Consider the following 18,619-nt stretch of genomic DNA (forward strand, 5'->3'; position numbering starts at 1 on the left):
TGGCTAAAAATATTTTATTATAAATAATATGAAAAAAATAATTGTTAAAGGGGAGAGCGTTTTAAACGTTCCAAACCTGATTAGTTTATATCGACTTTTAGTGTTCCCTGTGATTTTATACACTGTTCTTACAAAGCAGGAAAGCCTATTCGTTATTTTATTATGCGTTAGTTTGGTAAGTGATGTTTTAGATGGAAATATTGCTCGTTATTTTAAGTTGCAGACTCATTTTGGTGCAGCTCTTGATAATCTGGCTGATATTTGTACTTATGCGATGGCTTTATTAGGACTTTTTGTTTTTAAATGGACTGAAATTGAACCTCATGCATTAATTTTATATGTTTTCCTTACCTTATTTGTTCTTAGTTATTTTGTTTCATTTTTTAGATTTGGAAAAATCCCTGGTTTGCATTTGTATTCAGCTGTTTCGGCAGGATATATTCAAAGTGTTTTCTTTTTTATTTTATTTGTTTTTGGATTCTATCCTTGGATGTATTATCTGGCAATAGGTTGGGGTGCTATAGCATATGTTGAAAAAATACTTGTGTTATTTAAGCTCGACGATATAAAAATTGGAGTAAAAGGGCTTTACTGGTTGATGAAAAAAGAAGCTAAATAAGCATCTCGATGTTATATAGAATAACGATAAGTGTATTACTATCTTTTTTTAGTTCTGGTCTGTTTGCACAAGAACTTTCGGGTTATGTAAAGGATAAAGACAATAGGGAACCCATTCCGTTTGCAAATATTTGGCTTAATGGAACTACACAGGGAACAACATCCGATTTGAATGGTTTCTTTCGAATTGTTTCTCCTAAGAGCGATACTTTATGTATTTCGTCGGTTGGGTTTAACCTTAAAAAAGTTGCTCTTAAGAAAGGGCGGAATACTCTAAATGTACTATTAGAGAAAGATGTAAAGCAACTAAACCAGATAAATGTTAAACCTAAAATTCCAAGAGCCAAGGTTTTATTTAATCTTATCCAAAAACATAAAAAAGAGAATAGAAGGCAAATTTATAGTATTACCGACTATAAAACGGTTGCAAATACAACTGTTTATATTGCAATTGATTCAGCATCGAAAGTAAATCGATTTATTAGCAATATTAATGAGGTTACTGTTGAGTCTGATGATGAGAGTATTCGCTTTACCCCAATCTATTTGGCTGAGAAAGCAATAAACCACACTCCTGATAGCACAAGTGTTGCCTTCAAAAAAAGAGATGGAATTTTTCCGAATTTGAATCAGGCAATTGAAACCTTGATTCTTAAGAATGTTGTTGTTGATATGGATTTTTATAAAGAGCAGATCAACATTCTGGATCGTGGATTTATATCCCCTATAAGTAATTCTGCTTTGATGTACTACAATTTGTATTATAATGATAGTACTATGGTGGATAATAAGAAGTATTATAACTTTTCTTTTGCTCCCAAAAATCCATACAATCCTTTGTTTTCCGGACATTTTGTTATCGAAGATGGAAGTTTTGCATTGACAGAGATTGAGGCACACATTGCTAAAGAAGCAAATTTGAATTTTGTTAATGGATTTAGAGGGAAAGTAAAATATAAGAAACGACCTCAAGGTGGTTGGTTTTACGACGAACAAGAGGTGGGACTAAATATGTCTTTAAAGATTAATAAGGATTCTCTTTCGAATTACAGTTCTAAAAGAATGGACAATGTAACTGGAGGAAATTGGTTGATTAGTAAAACAACTCGTTATTCTACCGCTAAACGTTTAAGCAAGGTAAAAGCGAGTGACTGGAAAAACCAACCCGAGTTTGTTGCTAGTGATGTAGAAGAGGGAAATTATGATCGAGTAGGAAAATTAAAGCAGGAAAAAGTTGTTAAAAAAGTTGATGCAATTGGTGGGATTGTATTGAGTAGTTTTTTGAAAGCTGGCAAAGTTGATATTGGTCCGGTATTTAGTATCTATACGACTAATACTGTTGAGGGAAATCGTATTACTGCTCCTATCCGTACCAATGAAAGAATGTGGAAACACTTTTCTATTGGTGGATTTCTTGGTATGGGAACAAAAAGCAAGGAGTTAAAATATGGATTGAATTTGATTTATCAACCTCAAGAGAAAGATAACTTTATAATGCGATTCAATTACTATGACGATTATAATTTGGTATCTCAAGATAAATATTTACGCTTTGTGAAGAATAATCCTAATACCAAAGGGAATAGCAACTTTATTGGATCTGTTACTACGCGTGAGAAGAATCCATATATTAAAGCGGAGAAATCTGTTGATGCAAGATTTGAATATCACACAAAAAGTGATATGCATTTTGAATTTACACCATACTATTTATCAAGTAAAGCTACTGCAGATGTATCTTTTGTTCGAAATGGAGTAAATTACGACAAGTATCAGAATTATGGATTATTGGTTAATTATAAGCTAACCTTTCATCAGAATTTCGATAAATATTATTTCGATCGAATCTATTATATGAACCCAATTCCCATTGTAAATTTAAGTGCAGATTTTGGTAAAACTTCCATTCCTAACGGTGGCGATGATGGACTTGGATTTTACATGAAGCTAAATGGATCTGTTCAGGGGCGAATTGTGATGGGTCAAGTATTTATGAACTATATGGTTAATGGTGGCTACCTGTTTGGTGACGCTCCGTATGATTTGCTTGATATGCCAGTAGGCTCAATGTCTCTGGGGTATGCAAAGTATCGATTTAATTTATTGCATTTTGCTTCCTTTGCGCATAATGTGTACACAAATGTGCATTTGCATTTGAATGGAGGTGGTGTTTTTTTGAATAAAATTCCATTAATCAAGAGATTGAAATTAAGAGAGATATTATCTTTGAAAATACATTATGGGAAATTGCAGAATTCCTATAAGGGAGTATTCGATTTGCCGGAATATTACACGAGTAAGCAAAAAACACCTTATGGCGAGATTGGATTTGGACTTGCTAATATATTTAAGGTTTTGCGTGTTGAGTATGTTCGCCAATTGGGTAGTAAGTTTGAAGGAGCTACATTTACTGATAGAAATGGAATATTTTTTAGAGCAGAAATGAGCTTTTAATAACTCTAGATCATTTTATGAAAGAGATTAAAAATAAAGTTGTTTGGATAACCGGAGCTTCTTCAGGAATAGGAGAAGCATTAGCTTATGCCTTTGCCAATGAAGGTGCCTTTTTAATTCTTTCTGCTCGAAACAACGATAAGCTTCAGCAAGTAAAAGCAAAATGTTTAGAGAATACTTCAAAATGTTGGGTGAAGACAATGGATCTCTCCGATGTTAATCAATTGGAATTTGATGTAGAGGAGGTGCTGAAACAAACGGGAAAAATTGATTTGTTGATTAATAATGCTGGAAGAAGCCAACGTTCTTTGGCAAAAGAAACTCCTTTAGAGAATGATAGAAAGATTATGGAGCTAAATTTCTTTAGTGTTGTAGCTTTAACCAAATTGGTCTTACCTCAAATGTTGAAAAATAAATCAGGACACATTGTTGTTGTTAGCAGTATTTCTGGAAAATTTGGTTTTCCTTGGCGTACCGCCTACTCGGCTTCCAAACATGCAATCCAGGGCTATTTTGAATCTTTAAGAGCTGAATTGAGTCACGATAATATAAAGGTTACCATTGTTTCACCTGGACGAATTCGAACCAATATATCGATCAATGCACTTATTGAAAATGGTGATTCATATAATAAAATGGATGATGGTCAGTTAAATGGAATGTCGGCAAGGGACTGTGCTATTAAAATAGTGAGAGCTATAAAAAAAGACAAGAAAGAGTTATTAGTGGGAAAAAAAGAATTAACGATGGTGTATATAAGAAAATTTTTCCCGGCCTTATTTTATAAATTAGTAACACGAATTAGCAATTAGAGTCTTCTAAGTTTGCATTAAAATTAAATAGATATGAGAAAAAATATTTGTGGCATTCAACAAGTAGGCATTGGTGTAGATGATGTGGAAAAAGCATGGAAATGGTACCGCCAAGCATTTGGAATGGATATTAATGTTTTTGAAGATACAGCTACAGCTAAATTAATGTTACCATACACTAACGGGAAAGAATGTGATCGTCATGCTGCTTTAGCTATGAATATGGAAGGTGGAGGTGGCTTTGAGATTTGGCAACATACCAATATAACTCCAAAACCTCCTCATTTTAATGTACAATTAGGTGATACCGGAATTTTCATTATTAAGATGAAATGCCGTAATATTCAAAAAGCATTTAATACGCACAAAAACCATGATTATAATATTCTAGCTGAGTTGAGTAAAGATCCTGCAGGAAATTTGCATTACTATCTTCAGGATCCATACAATAATGTTTTTGAGATTGTTGAGGAACAGAACTGTTATATGAAGCAAAAATCGGTTACCGGTGGTGTGGCTGGTGTGGTAATCGGAGTTTCTGACATGGAGAATTCTTTGCGTGTTTATGCCGATATTTTACAATACAGCGAAGTAATCTATGATGAGTCGGATTGTTTCGATGATTTTGCTGATTTGTCTGGAGGTAAAGAAAAATACCGTCGTGTTCTTTTAAAGCACAAACCAAGAACAGGACCATTTAGTAAGTTGTTAGGTCCAACTCAAATTGAATTAATTCAACCGCTAGATCGCACACCAAAGAAAATTTATGAGAAGAGAATTTGGGGTGAGCTTGGATATATACATTTGTGTTTTGATATACAGGGTATGGAGTATCTGCAAAATGAATGTGCAGAAAAAGGATTCCCTTTTACTGTAAATAGTGCAGATAGTTTTGATATGGGTTCGGCAGCTGGGCATTTTTCATATATTTCCGATCCTGATGATACATTAATCGAATTTGTGGAAACCCATAAGCTACCTATTATTGAGAAATTGGGTTGGTTTATGAAATTGAAAGGAAGAGATCCTAAAAAATCATTGCCAAATTGGATGGTGAAAACATTAGTGTTTAGTAGAGTAAAAGACTGATAAAAGATATTTCAAACGAAAGATATACCGCCATGATTTGAGGCGGTATTTTTTTGTCCTACCTTCATTAAACCCCAGAGAAATACTTTCTGACTTTATCGTCATACTTTCCAGATTCATACTAATATCTATCAAAAGCACCGGGAGACTTACCAATGTAGCCAAGAGAGCTGCCAATGTAGTCGAGAGACTTACCAATGTAATCGTGAGACCTGCCAATGTAGCCTTGCGACCTGTCATCATCATCGTCATTGTTAATATCTTCATGCCGAGAGTTAATAAGTGCATTGCACTTGGCAGGTCTCTCGGTGAACTTCTTTAGTCTCCCGCCAACATCGGTAGGTAGGATGGCTACATTGACAGGTCTCTATCCGAAATTAATAAGTCTTGAGCCTACATCGGCAAGTAGGAGGATGCTTTGGGCAGCACGCAGTATGCTTTTGCTAACGCTTACGAGGAGAATCGTTATGCTCAGGCTGATTTGGAGCATACTATCCCCAAAACTATCAGTAATAAATAGGGAATAAGAAATGTTTTTTAAAAACGGAGACTTGTTGTCGGCATTGCGACCTTATTTGCATTGGAATTTGATTATTCTTAGGTTGTAAATTCATTGTTTTAGTAATTTTCTCTTTGCAATCGCGTGTAAATTCAGGTCAATTAGAATATTAGAAAACGAATTCTTTAACGCGTAGCAGACAATGAAGTTTTTTATTTCATCATCAAATTTTAATGTCTGAATTGAAGGGGATTATAGGATTTGATTTAGTAAATTCAATGGGTAAATAAGAATCGTATGGATACCATAAAACATATACCGGAAAATGGAAAACCTCGTGTCGTTATTATTGGGGCTGGTTTTGCAGGCTTAAAATTGGCGCGGCAATTGGCCAATACAAAATATCAGGTTGTGCTCATCGATCGGAATAACTATCATCAGTTTCAACCTTTATTTTATCAGGTGGCAACCTCAGGATTAGAGCCTGCTTCTATAGTTTTTCCCTTGCGCAAGGTGTTTCAAAAGCGAAAAAATGTGCATTTCCGCATGGCTGATTTGCTGGAGGTGAATCCTAATGTGCACGAGATATATACTTCGCTAGGGAAATTAAGCTACGATTACCTGGTATTGGCTACTGGTGTAGATACCAATTATTTTGGCAACCGAAATATTGAGCAATATGGGATTCCAATGAAATCGGTCTCCGAAGCCATATTTTTGCGCAACTCGATACTTCGAAATTACGAGAAAGCTTTGAATGAATCGGATCCGGAATGGGCTGCTAATTATATGAATATTGTGCTGGTGGGCGGTGGACCTACAGGTGTGGAGCTGGCAGGAGCTCTGGCAGAAATGAAATCGGAGATTCTGCCTAAGGATTATCCCGAACTGGATTTTAATCTGATGAATGTGTATTTATTTCAGGCATCGGATCGATTGCTGAACGGAATGTCGGAAAAGGCATCCGCGAAAGCAGAACAATACCTAAATAAGCTTGGTGTGATTGTAAAAACCAATGCGAGAGTTGTTGATTATGATGGTTTAAAAATACTAATGGCAAATGGGGAGATTTTTAATTCCTACACGCTGGTATGGGCTGCCGGAGTGGTTGCGCCTGCCATTAAAGGAATTTCGGAGGTAGCAGCTACGCGTGGCGGACGACTTCGGGTAGATTTGAATAATAAGGTTCGTGGGTTGAATCATGTTTATGCGATCGGTGATTTGGCCTTTCAGGCTGAGGGGGATTATCAGCATGGACATCCGCAGGTTGCTCAAGTGGGACTCCAGCAAGCAGGAAATCTCGGAAGAAATCTGAAAAATCTGCTCCGTAATAAGGAGATGAAGGCATTCCATTATAAGGACAGAGGTTCTTTGGCAACTATTGGTAAAAATCTGGCTGTGGCCGATTTGCCGGGTATTAAAATACAGGGTTTTCTTGCCTGGCTGCTCTGGTTGTTCGTTCATTTAATGGCAATTGTTGGGGTGAAAAACCGATTTTTTATTCTCACCAACTGGGTGTGGAATTATTTTACTTCCGATCAATCGCTGCGGGTTTTGATCCGACCTAAAAAACGAAGTTTTACCGATAAAGCAAGTCAGAAATTGCACGAGAGGAACCGAATTAATCTGAACTAAACCTCAGAAAAGTGCCGAAACTTAAAGCTTTCGGCACTTTTTTGTTTTTTGGCACAAGCTTTGCATTACTCTGGCAAAGTAAACCGGTTATCTACTTTTAAGGATTCATCCCCACCAGAGGATGACGATATTTTAGCCATTAATAATTCTTTTTAGAAGAGATTCTATTCTCCTCCTACCGTAAAGGACGAATTGGCTTTCACCTCAAAAATAGTAATGCTATGAGAAATTCTAAATCTTATAAGTTGCTAGCCAGTATAGTATTGGTTGCAAGCATATCCGTTTCCTCTGCCAACGTTTTTGCTCAGCGCAGATCTCATAAGGAGGATAAAGTACGTTACGAGGAGCGTAAACCATCGAATCGTTTGAGAACCTACGATCGCAAAGAAAAGTATAACAAAAATACCTATCAAGCGAAAGCGAAACACCAGAGGAATCATCATTCCCAAGCCTATAAAAAACAAAAATATCATCAGTATAAGCATGTAAAGAGCTATGCTCGAAGACCCTATGCGAAACATTACTACGATCGTCACGCCCGTTATTATCCAAGGCATAACCAAGTTCATTATCGTTATCGCCAATTCTATAACCAATACGGAAATAGATGTTACAACCACAATAGATATGGAGACGTTGTGATTCGTTTCGCAGTAGAGCCCACAGTAATTCCTTACCAGTACGGAGATTATTATTTTTCGGAAGGGGATTATTACAAATACTATCCTGAAGTGGGATATGTAATGGTAGATGCACCAAGATCTCTTTATTTTAGCTACTTGCCAAATACCTGCCGCAGAATGATTCATTCGGGGAATGTATATTATACCGATGGTGATTTGTGTTTTGTGAAGTATCGAAGAGGCTTTCGTTTGGTGAAAACACCTGCAAGAATCCAGTTGTCCTTTCGTTTCTAATAGAAATTTTAAATCACTAACAAACTTAACAGTATTGAAATGAAAAAAATGTATTACTTCTAAAAAATAGGGGGTGCGATCTTTTAAAAGTCGAAAAATAAACTCGAATTAGATCAAAAACATACCCCTTACAATTCAAAATCGACGTTTTTAGATGAGGTTGACGAAAAATGGGGTGTATTGGAAAGATCTGTTTTTCTTTTCGAGGTCAGCCAGATGATTTTTGGGAGTAGGTCTGATAAAAACAATTGATTTTGGATAGGGGAGGATCTTTTTTCGGGGGTGCTGCTTAAAACTTGATTTTTAACTCCTGATACGGAATAGGAAAAGCTGTTGTATAACAGCTTTTTTTTATTTCCGGAACATTGACATTTCCTTCTGTAAGCCTTGTAAATATTGATGTTTTCTTGCTTTCCGATTCGGATTCTAAATACCACTTACTTTTTGGAAATCCGATACAATCTCGACTATTTTACCCCCATAGGAACAAAATATTACAACAAACAGATTAAAACAAGATATCATGATAAAGGAAGATTATTTATTAGATCCTAATAAGCTGGTTCAGTATCTAAAAAAGCCAAGCAAAGAGTTCACTAAGCAAGATTTGGTAAAATATATCGTGGAGAATGAGATCAAAATGATCAATTTCCGATATGTAGCTCAGGATGGAAAGTTAAAGACATTAAACTTTATCATTTCCGGAATGGATCATTTGGATAATATTTTATCTACTGGTGAGCGCGTGGATGGTTCTAGCTTATTTACTTTTATTGGTGCAGGTTCCAGTGATTTATATTTGATTCCCAGATTTAAGACTGCTTTTTTGAATCCTTTCTCTGAAGTTCCTAGTCTGGATATTTTGTGTTCCTTTTATTCTGCAGAGGGAAAACCATTGGAGAGTGCTCCTGAATATATTTTGAAGAAAGCCAATCATTCTTTTAGAAAATCAACAGGATTGGTGTTTAAAGCAATGGGAGAATTGGAGTTTTATATCAAAAGTCCAAACCACAGCTTATATCCTGATGTGGATCAGAAAGGTTACCAGAGTTCCCAGCCTTTTACCAAATGGGAAGCTTTGAGAAAAGAGGCAATGGTTTTGATTGCACAATGTGGAGGTAAGATAAAATACGGACACTCCGAAGTGGGTACTTTTTCGATTGCTGATGATGGTTTTGAGCAGCATGAGATTGAGTTTTTACCTGTTGAGGTAGAGGATGCTGTGGATCAGTTGATCATTGCCAAGTGGATCGTTCGAATGCTGGGTGCTCGTGAAGGTGCTTTGGTGAGCTGGGCTCCGAAAATTACTGTCGGTAAAGCCGGAAGTGGATTGCATATCCATATGATGGTGGAGAAAGATGGCAAGAATGTTTGCGTGGAGAATGGCAAATTAAGCGATACTGCAAAAAAAATGATTGCAGGAATAATGGGAATGTCCGGAGCATTAACAGCTTTTGGAAATACTATTCCTACCTCCTACTTGCGTTTGGTACCGCATCAGGAAGCTCCTACTTATGTGTGTTGGGGCGACCGCAATCGTTCGGTATTGGTGCGTGTTCCATTGGGATGGGTTGGTGCTAAGGATATGATCAAGGATTTAAATCCATTAGAGCCTGCTGATTCCAGGGATTTTTCCAGCAAGCAAACTTTTGAATTTAGAGTGGCTGACGGTTCTGCGGATATTTACTTGTTGCTTGCAGGTTTAATTGTTGCCAGTCAGCGTGGATTAGAAAAGGAGAATAGCCTGCAAATAGCGGATGATTTATATGCGGATGTGGATATTTTCACACCTCAATACAAAGAGAAATTAGAAACTTTAGATCAATTGCCAACTTGCTGTTGGGAGAGTGCTGATTCTTTATTGGAAAATCGCGAAGTTTTTGAAAACAATGGTGTATTTCCTAAAGGAACATTGGATGCAATTGTGAAAAATTTGAAATCATACGAAGATAATGGGTTAAATGACCGAATACTTGGGCATGTGGATAAGATAATGGAAATTGTAGATCAATTTATCCATTGTATGTAATTGAAGCTTTAACTAAGTAGCTGTGTGAATAATGCAGTTTTATTCGGAATTTAAGAATTAGGGGAAGTCCCGCAACAAATGTTGCGGGACTATTTTTTTTATGCCGGTCTTCTATTCATTATAGGCAAAAGCATAGGATTCATCGTGTTGAGAGGCATCCAATCCTTTTTTCTCGGAAAATTCAGATACTCTCAATGGAACCAGTGCATTGGTAACCCAATATAATAAATAGGATCCTCCGAAGGTGAAAACACCTACAATGAGAAGTGCTAACAGGTGAATTAGAAAAGTATGTGTTTCTCCATGAATTAATCCAACGTCATGTGCGAAAACGGCCGTTAGCAGCATACCGGTAATTCCTCCCATTCCGTGAGCAGGAAATACATCAAGGGTATCATCCAAAGAGGTTTTTCCTTGTATAGTAATGGCGTAATTACTCACAATAGACGCGATGACACCTATGGTAATAGATGCACCTACATCAACAAAGCCTGCTGCTGGTGTGATGGCTACCAAACCAACAACCAGACCAATGGCAGCTCCCAAACCTGATGGCTTGTGTCCTCTGGCTCCGTCCAGAAAAACCCAGGTGAGCATTGCTGCTGCGGATGCTGTATTTGTATTTAAAAGAGCCAGAACAGCTGTTGATGAGGCTTGTAGCGCAGATCCGGCATTAAAACCAAACCAGCCAAACCAAAGCATTCCCGCTCCCAGAAGTACAAAGGGTATGTTGGAACGTTTTTCGTTATATTTAGATTTTGTACGTTTCCCCAGAAACATGGCACCTGCGAGGGCAGCAAAACCTGCTGACATGTGAACAACCGTTCCTCCGGCAAAATCCAATACTCCCATATTGTGCAAAAATCCATTGGGATGCCAGGTCCAGTGTGCAAGTGGACAATATATAAATATGGTGAACAAACTAATAAAAATCATATAGGAGCGAAAACGTACCCTTCCGGCAAACGATCCAGTGATAAGAGCCGGAGTTATTATGGCGAATTTTAGCTGAAATAATGCGAAAAGTGCAAAAGGAATAGTCGGCGCCATTTCCGGATTGGTGAGTCCGCCTACATGGTTGAAAAATAAAAAGGTTAATGGATTTCCGATTAGTCCAAAACCGTCGCCTCCAATGCTATCTCCAAAAGCGAGACTGAAGCCAACAATCACCCAGATAATGCTGACAATCCCCATGGAAATAAAACTCTGCAAAATAGTAGAAATAATATTTCTGGGATCCACCATACCTCCATAAAAAAATGCAAGTCCGGGAGTCATTAGAAGTACTAAAGCTGTTGAAGTAAGCATCCATGCCACATCTCCGGAAACAATATTTGGATCAGACAATCCAAATTCAAGATTAGGAACAAAAACTCCGATTATTGATACAACAATTAACAACACTAAGGCATAGAACCACTTTTTACTGTTTTTCATTACAATAAGGATTAGATAATGTAAAAAACTCTTAGGTGTGATTCTGAGTTGTTACCCCATTAATTTTGCATTAGATTTCAAAAATAATGTAAAAAATCAAAAAAGACAAGTTTTAAATAGGGGGTGTAGGGAGTGAAAACACATAAAAACAAAAATAGCCCCCTGTTTTTATCAGGTATGTGCGGTGTGTTTATTTTTATTAGGTGATTCTTGCATAAGAGGATATCTTTGTATTTAAAAAAAGACTAAAAATGGGTGTGACTATCGAAAAAGCTTGGAAACAACAGCTCGAAAGCGAATTCTCAAAGATGTATTTTAAAGATCTGATTCAGTTTGTCAAATCAGAATATGCTACTAAGCATATTTATCCACCAGGAAAATTAATTTTTAATGCCTTTGATAAATGTCCTTTTGATCAGGTGAAAGTGGTGATTCTTGGTCAGGATCCCTATCATGGTTTAGGACAGGCAAATGGTTTGTGTTTTTCTGTTCAAAACGGTGTTGCCATTCCTCCAAGTTTGAAAAATATTTTCAAGGAAATGAATGCTGATCTGGAATTCCCAATTCCGCAAAGCGGGAATCTGGAGAACTGGAGTAAGCAGGGAATATTGTTGTTAAATGCTACGCTTACTGTCAGAGCCAATCAAGCTGGATCACATCAAAACCGTGGTTGGGAAGCCTTTACCGATGCTGTAGTGAAATGTTTGTCAGAGAAAAAAGAAAATCTGGTTTTTATGCTTTGGGGTGCGTACGCTCAACAAAAAGGAAAACAGATCGATGCCTCAAAGCATCTGATTCTGAGATCGGCACATCCTTCGCCTTTTTCTGCCGAGAAAGGGTTTTTTGGAAACAGACATTTTAGCAAGGCTAATAAATATCTAAAAGAGAAAGGGAAAGGGGAGATCAATTGGAAACTTTAGGTTCAATCTTTTTCGATATGCAGCTGATGGACAACAAATTTTCCATTCTGTTCTTTTAATAGAAAATTGATTCGAAAATTTCCTCTGTTGGTAATTAAATCGCCAATTACATATCGGGCACCTGGTTTTCCGCCAATATGTTTTTTTCTAAAATCAGACGGAGTGTATTCTCTGAAGAATTTTGCCATAATTTGTTTTGCCTGCGATTTGCTGTAGATGGCTTCCTTATCCTGAATGGATAGTTCTACGCGATCTCCAAAGTATTCCGAGAGACCGATACTATTGCCTTGTTTAAAGGAGATTATCAATCCTCGCGGTAAATCATTTTCATTCTGCGAAAAGGCTGTTGTTTGTGTACTCAATGTAAAAATCAAGCTTATAAAAATGTATTTTAAAATTCTCATAGGAATAGTTTTAGTCTATATACTTTACCTTTATACAAATTCTGTGCGGAAAATTTATTGCAAGATAAAAAAAATCTCCTCTACGACCTGATGAAGCGCTTAGAATTGAATTTGGTGGGAAGTGAAATACAACGTACAGCTAATATAATTATGGATTGAACTTGCAGAATAAATTTCAGGTACAAGTTCTGCAAAAATATATCAGAAAATAAAAGGAATGAAAATTACACTACTTGTTATTGGAAAAACCGATAAGGAATTTGTGAAAAAAGGAATAGAAGAGTATCAAAAAAGATTGGTTCATTATATTCCCTTCGAATTAAAAATAATCCCGGATTTGAAAAGCACAAAAAATCTTTCGGAAGCGCAGCAAAAGCAAAAAGAAGGAGATTTAATACTGGGAAAAATTGAAGCTTCAGATTGCTTAATTTTATTGGATGAGAATGGAAAGGAGTATAGCTCGGCGGCCTTTTCAAATTACCTGGAAAAGAAGATGATTAGCGGGATAAAGAATTTGGTCTTCGTAATTGGCGGCCCCTATGGATTCTCCGAAGAAGTATACAAAAAAGCACAAGGAAAAGTGTCCTTATCTAAAATGACTTTTTCTCATCAAATGATTAGAATGATTTTTGTAGAACAATTGTATCGGGCAATGACAATTATTAAGGGAGAACCATATCATCACGTCTGATAGTTTGTATATTTAATCTGGAATTAAAGAAATTAGAATCGAATTTTTATTTCCTGCCATTTTTCTAAACCATTAGATTTGAAAGCTAAACGCGTAAAATATTTATTGGGACTCTTAATGTTGGTGTTTTTTGTGCTGGCAATTTCTTCGGATTATTTTTTCAATCGAAAAGATAATCTTTCCCATTTGGCAAAAAAAGCCCAATCAGCAATTTGGAATAAAGAAAGTAAACTGGAGAAGAGTCTGATCTTATTGCAACAAGCAGTTCTTGATCCGGAAAACACGATCCAAAAAAATGCAGGATTTTCATTTTGGGAAGAGGAATTAAAAAAGGAAGAGTTTGTTCTTCTGGCCTACCGACAGGATAGTGCTTTTTTCTGGAGCGATAATGCATTTATTATTCCTTCAAAGAAAAATTTAGAGAAGCATAGCGAAGGGCTTTATAAATGTGACGATGGGTGGTATTTACTACAAAAAAGATCAATTGATTCAATAGATCTTTATGGGTTTTTATTGGTTAAAAAGATTTATCCCTATCAGAACAAATTTCTAAAAAGTCATTATGCCGATTATTTATCTTTTTCACCTAAGATAAGTTTAAAAGCAGAACCGGGTACCGGAGTTCCTATTCTGAACAGGAAAGGTGATTTTTTATTTGCTTTGCAGCAGGTTGATATTGATTATCTTGAAGGAGGTCAAGACAATAGTTCTGCCTTGTTTTATGGTTTATTTCTCTTTTTTGGATTGCTATTTGGTAGTTTTATAATTCTTCAGATAAGGGAAATTAGACTTGGATTAATAGCTGTTTTTCTGTGGGGTATTATTCTGTTTTTGCTCCGCTATTTGATGTTATTCTATCAGTTTCCTGCGGTTTTTTCCAGCCATGAAGTGTTTTCTCCGGATTTGTTCGCAAGTTCCTTCTTTTTCCCCTCACTTGGTGATTTCGCTATTAATGTAATTTTCCTCTTCGTTTTTATTTATACTTATACGTTCTACAGTCTCCGTAATAAGATATATGAGAAGCTATCGAAATTTTGGTTCTCGCTATGGATTGGGATTCATTTCGTTCTTTTTTTATTGCTATACCATTTTGTCAGCAATTGGTTTTTAAGTTTGATTTTAGATTCCAGTATTAGTTTTCAAATGTACACCTTTCAGCACAACGGGCTTTACGTTGCTCTTGGATTTTTTATTATCACTATCCTGTTTTATGCTTTGGGTATTTTTGCGAATTTAATTGCTCGAATTGCAAATAAACATTGGTCTTTCCGTCGTATTGCTCTATTTGTATTTATCCTTCTTGTTGCATATTCCGGATTAGAATATTTTATAGGTGAGCCAAAGTTCAAATTTTTACTTTGGGTGTTTCCTTTTGGATTGCTCCTGATTATGGTGTACATCAATTATCGGGAGGAGGGAAAAAACCGTTATTCTCTTATTGTGCTTTTATTGCTTCTGGTTGCGATATGGATCACCAATCAAATTAATACCTATTCCGAAATCAAAGAGAAACAGGATCGCATGGTTGCGGCAATGAATCTTTCCACTGAATACGATTCCACATCAGAGAATTTATTGGTTGATCTGCAAAATGATCTTACGGAAGATAGCAACTTACAAAAGCTTTGTGAACATCCTTTTGAAAAGGAATTGCGAATAATGGATTATATCCACAGCAAATATTTTAAGGGATATTGGGAGCAATACAATGTACAAGTAACTATTTGCGGACATTCTGATGATTTGACTATTGAACCGGACAACCAGATTCAGAATTGTTTTGAGTTTTTTGAGGAAATGATTGCAGAATCCGGTCAGCCAATTCCAGGTACGAACTTTTATTCCTTAAATGAATTTGATGGAATGGTATCCTATTTGGGTATTCTTGATGCAGCTTCGGTAAAGGGAGATGCGGTGAAGATCTATCTTAGATTAGATTCCAAAATTGGTAGTGAAGGTCGGGGTTATCCTCAATTATTGTTGGATGAGAAGGTGGATCTTCGACTTATAGGAGGTGGATATTCCTATGGTAAATATCGCAAGGGTAAATTAATTGCATCATCGGGTCATTTCAACTATTTCATGAGTAGTAAGGCTTTTGGGTCGAGTAAGAAGAATATATTTTGGAAGACTTTGGATGGCTACGATCATTTAATATACAAGTTTGATGACAATACAGTAGTGGTTAGCATTCCAACACTTACCTGGTACAATAAGATGATTACGGTACCATATGTTTTTGTGTTATTGTATTTGTTGGGATTGATTCTTTGGTTGATACGGAAATATCCATGGCAATTTCGATTACATGCAAGTTTTAAGTATAGAATCCAATATGCCATTATCGGCTTACTGATGTTGTTCTTTCTGTTATTAGGTGGAGGAACGGTTTATTATACAATTAATCAGACTAAGCAGGCTAACAATCGAATATTGCAGGATAAATTGTCTATTGTGAAAAGGGAAGTACTTTCCAATTTTCAGGAGAATGTTGATGTGGATCTTTTAACAGATCACCTGCGGCAATTATCTAGTTTAATCTACGCGGATATTCATCTGTATGATATTCACGGCGATTTGATCAGTTCTTCTCGTCCGGAGATATTTGAGAAGAAATTGCAAAATAAGAAAATGAATTTTGCTGCTTATTATCAGTTGTTCTTTAAAAAGCGAACTACTTTTTTTCATCAGGAAAACATAGGGAAAATGTCCTATTTATCAGCATATGAAACTCTGGTAGATGAGAATAATAACATAGTAGCTTTTATTAACCTGCCCTATTTTTTAAAGAGTCAGGAGTTGGAGAAGGAGATGTTTAATCTCATATTAGCAGGTGTAAATTTACATGTGTTCATGATTTTACTGGCCATATTTATTTCGGTATTTATTTCCAATAAAATTACAAAACCACTTAGAATCATTCAAAACAGATTAAAGGCTACCCGCTTTGGTTCTTATAGCGAGCAAATTGAATATTCAAAAAATGATGAGATAGGAAGTTTGGTTAAGGAATACAATCAAATGCTGCTGGAACTAGAGGAAAGTGCAAATTTGCTGGCTCGATCGGAGAGAGAATCGGCATGGAGGGAAATGGCTCGACAAATTGCACATGAAATAAAAAACCCTCTAACTCCCATGAAATTAAGTCTTCAGTTTTTACAGAAGAGACTGGAGGAGAAATCGGAGAATTGGGAAGATCATTTCACCAGTGTGAGCACCACGTTGATTGAACAAATTAATGCCCTTTCCGCCATCGCTAGTTCATTTTCCAATTTTGCCAAAATGCCGTTGGCAAGGAATGAGAAATTAAATTTAGTAGAGGTGCTGCAACATGTAATATCATTATTCCGAAACGATGACTTAGACTTGCAATTACAATTGAATAATTTAGATTCTGCATGGGTATTTGTAGATAGGGAGCAATTTGTAAGGGTGTTTGTAAATCTGATCAATAATGCGATTCAATCTATTCCTGAAGACAGAAAAGCGCAGGTGGTTATGGAATTGGAAGATGCTAAAAATACTTTTAAGATAAGTGTGATTGATAATGGAATTGGAATAGAAAAATCAGTTGAGGAGAAACTATTTTATCCTAATTTCACTACAAAATCAAGCGGTATGGGACTTGGTTTGGCAATTGTTAAAAATATTGTTGAAAATGCAAATGGAAAAATTTGGGTAGAATCAGAACAGGATGTTGGTTCTTGTTTTTTTATTCAAATTCCAAAATATATAAAAAATGTTGATTAAAATATTGGTTGATAATACTGCGGAAGAAGGATTTGAATCCACTCATGGATTTTCAGCTTTGATTGAGGATGATGCAAAATTTTTGTTTGATGTTGGACCTAATGAGCTGTTCTTGAAAAATGCTAAAACAATGAATGTAGATTTGTCTGCAATTAATACTGTGGTTCTTAGTCACGGACATTGGGATCATGGAAATGGTTTGCTGAATTTATCGAATAAGCGATTGATTCTGCATCCCGATTGTTTTCTCGAACGATTCAGAAAAAGAAATAATACCCCGGTTGGCTTGTCCATGTCGAAAGAACAATTGCAGGGGAATTATGAGATTGTAGAATCAAGAGATCCCTATTGGATTAGCGATAAGATGGTGTTTCTGGGAGAAATTCCCCGAGAAAATGATTTTGAATCTAAAGAAAGTCCTTTTTTATTATCTGATGGATCACCCGATTTTGTTCCCGATGATTCTGCTATTGCAATCAAGAGTGAAAAAGGATTGATTGTGATAAGTGGTTGTGCTCATGCTGGAATTTGTAATACAGTTTCTTATGCTAAAAAGGTTTGTGAACAGGGAATGGTGTTTGCCGTTTTGGGTGGTTTTCATCTCAAAGAATTGGATGAAGTGACTAAGAAAACGATACAATTTTTTATGGAGGAGAAAGTGAGTGTCGTAGGACCAACTCATTGCACTAGTTTTAAAGTTCGCGATGAATTCAAGAAATATCTGGATGTACTGGATTTGAATGCGGGCAATCAAGTAGAGCTGTAACTATTTCACTTCATCCATAGAGATAAGATTGTTTAGGATGGCATAAACCGTTAATCCTGAAACGGACTTAATTCCCAATTTTTGAGTGATATTTTTTCGATGGGTTACCACCGTGTGTATGCTGATGAAAAGTTGATCGGCAATTTCTTTATTCGTTAATCCCAGTGCAATATGTTTTAAGATGTTTTTTTCCCTTGCACTTAAAGTTTCATTTGATTTTTGCTTCGTGGGAACCAATTCTATTTTCTGATGAATGATATGCTGAACTTTATCGATAATAATATTCTGATTGTCCTGATAATCAATAAAAGTATCTGCTTGATAAAGATTCTTATCGTTAGGATGATCTGAAAGAAGGATGATGGATATATTTCTGGATTGGAAAAATGAATTTTTCACATTGGTACAATCTTCATTCAGCATATTGGGATTGATAATGAGAATATCAGGTTTTAGTTGATCTACGATCTCACAAACATCCTCTTTCTGATCGATACTCTGTACCACATCCACATTTTCCAGTTTTTGTAATATGCTTCGAAGTCCATTTCTAATCAGGCAGGAGTTATCAGCAATAATAATGGTGTATCTGTTCATA

14 protein-coding genes are annotated in these 18,619 nt (G+C 36.1%); 11 read left to right on the plus strand and 3 right to left on the minus strand.

Annotated elements, in window-relative coordinates; all coding sequences use genetic code 11:
• Positions 1–28 precede the first annotated feature (28 nt).
• The 7 genes from DLK05_RS13310 (at position 29) to DLK05_RS13340 (ending at position 10,053) form a co-directional block, all read left to right on the plus strand.
• On the plus strand, positions 29–619 hold the full coding sequence (locus DLK05_RS13310) for a CDP-alcohol phosphatidyltransferase family protein (protein ID WP_127344500.1): 591 nt from the start codon (positions 29–31) through the stop codon (positions 617–619).
• Positions 620–627: 8 nt separating this feature from the next.
• Positions 628–3,072 (plus strand): DUF5686 and carboxypeptidase-like regulatory domain-containing protein, encoded by a 2,445-nt coding sequence (locus DLK05_RS13315; RefSeq protein ID WP_127344501.1) that lies wholly within the window; start codon positions 628–630, stop codon positions 3,070–3,072.
• Positions 3,073–3,089: 17 nt separating this feature from the next.
• The gene (locus tag DLK05_RS13320; protein WP_209319880.1) at positions 3,090–3,884 is read left to right on the plus strand and encodes an SDR family oxidoreductase; all 795 of its coding nucleotides are present in this window, start codon (positions 3,090–3,092) and stop codon (positions 3,882–3,884) included.
• Between the two features lie 33 nt (positions 3,885–3,917).
• Positions 3,918–4,973: a VOC family protein gene (locus tag DLK05_RS13325; RefSeq protein WP_127344502.1), complete on the plus strand. Its 1,056-nt coding sequence runs from the start codon at positions 3,918–3,920 to the stop codon at positions 4,971–4,973.
• 796 nt (positions 4,974–5,769) lie between these two features.
• A complete protein-coding gene (locus tag DLK05_RS13330; protein WP_127344503.1) occupies positions 5,770–7,107 on the plus strand; it encodes an NAD(P)/FAD-dependent oxidoreductase in 1,338 nt (445 codons plus the stop codon).
• Between the two features lie 221 nt (positions 7,108–7,328).
• The gene (locus DLK05_RS13335) at positions 7,329–8,024 is read left to right on the plus strand and encodes a hypothetical protein (protein WP_127344504.1); all 696 of its coding nucleotides are present in this window, start codon (positions 7,329–7,331) and stop codon (positions 8,022–8,024) included.
• 523 nt (positions 8,025–8,547) lie between these two features.
• Entirely contained in the window at positions 8,548–10,053 is a 1,506-nt protein-coding gene (locus DLK05_RS13340) for a glutamine synthetase family protein (RefSeq protein ID WP_127344505.1), read from the plus strand.
• Positions 10,054–10,164: 111 nt separating this feature from the next.
• On the opposite strand, the gene DLK05_RS13345 is transcribed toward DLK05_RS13340, so the two are convergent.
• Positions 10,165–11,490, minus strand: coding sequence for an ammonium transporter (locus DLK05_RS13345; RefSeq protein WP_127344506.1), 1,326 nt, complete (start codon positions 11,488–11,490; stop codon positions 10,165–10,167).
• A gap of 251 nt (positions 11,491–11,741) precedes the next feature.
• Between DLK05_RS13345 and ung the strand changes: the two genes are divergently transcribed.
• Positions 11,742–12,410, plus strand: coding sequence for a uracil-DNA glycosylase (gene ung / locus DLK05_RS13350; protein ID WP_127344507.1), 669 nt, complete (start codon positions 11,742–11,744; stop codon positions 12,408–12,410).
• 2 nt (positions 12,411–12,412) lie between these two features.
• On the opposite strand, the gene DLK05_RS13355 is transcribed toward ung, so the two are convergent.
• Positions 12,413–12,814, minus strand: coding sequence for a DUF4783 domain-containing protein (locus tag DLK05_RS13355; protein ID WP_127344508.1), 402 nt, complete (start codon positions 12,812–12,814; stop codon positions 12,413–12,415).
• Positions 12,815–13,031: 217 nt separating this feature from the next.
• Between DLK05_RS13355 and rlmH the strand changes: the two genes are divergently transcribed.
• The 3 genes from rlmH (at position 13,032) to DLK05_RS13370 (ending at position 18,021) form a co-directional block, all read left to right on the plus strand.
• The gene (rlmH, locus tag DLK05_RS13360) at positions 13,032–13,505 is read left to right on the plus strand and encodes a 23S rRNA (pseudouridine(1915)-N(3))-methyltransferase RlmH (RefSeq protein ID WP_127344509.1); all 474 of its coding nucleotides are present in this window, start codon (positions 13,032–13,034) and stop codon (positions 13,503–13,505) included.
• Positions 13,506–13,583: 78 nt separating this feature from the next.
• The gene (locus DLK05_RS13365; protein ID WP_127344510.1) at positions 13,584–17,255 is read left to right on the plus strand and encodes an ATP-binding protein; all 3,672 of its coding nucleotides are present in this window, start codon (positions 13,584–13,586) and stop codon (positions 17,253–17,255) included.
• Positions 17,245–18,021, plus strand: coding sequence for an MBL fold metallo-hydrolase (locus DLK05_RS13370; RefSeq protein WP_127344511.1), 777 nt, complete (start codon positions 17,245–17,247; stop codon positions 18,019–18,021). Before DLK05_RS13365 ends, DLK05_RS13370 begins: the two co-directional genes overlap by 11 nt.
• On the opposite strand, the gene DLK05_RS13375 is transcribed toward DLK05_RS13370, so the two are convergent.
• Positions 18,022–18,618 carry a response regulator transcription factor gene (locus DLK05_RS13375; RefSeq protein ID WP_235832007.1) on the minus strand — a complete coding sequence of 199 codons (597 nt, stop codon included), beginning with the start codon at positions 18,616–18,618 and terminating at the stop codon, positions 18,022–18,024.
• Position 18,619 lies beyond the last annotated feature (1 nt).

It is taken from the genome of Ancylomarina longa (assembly GCF_003996985.1).
Taxonomy (GTDB): domain Bacteria; phylum Bacteroidota; class Bacteroidia; order Bacteroidales; family Marinifilaceae; genus Ancylomarina_A; species Ancylomarina_A longa.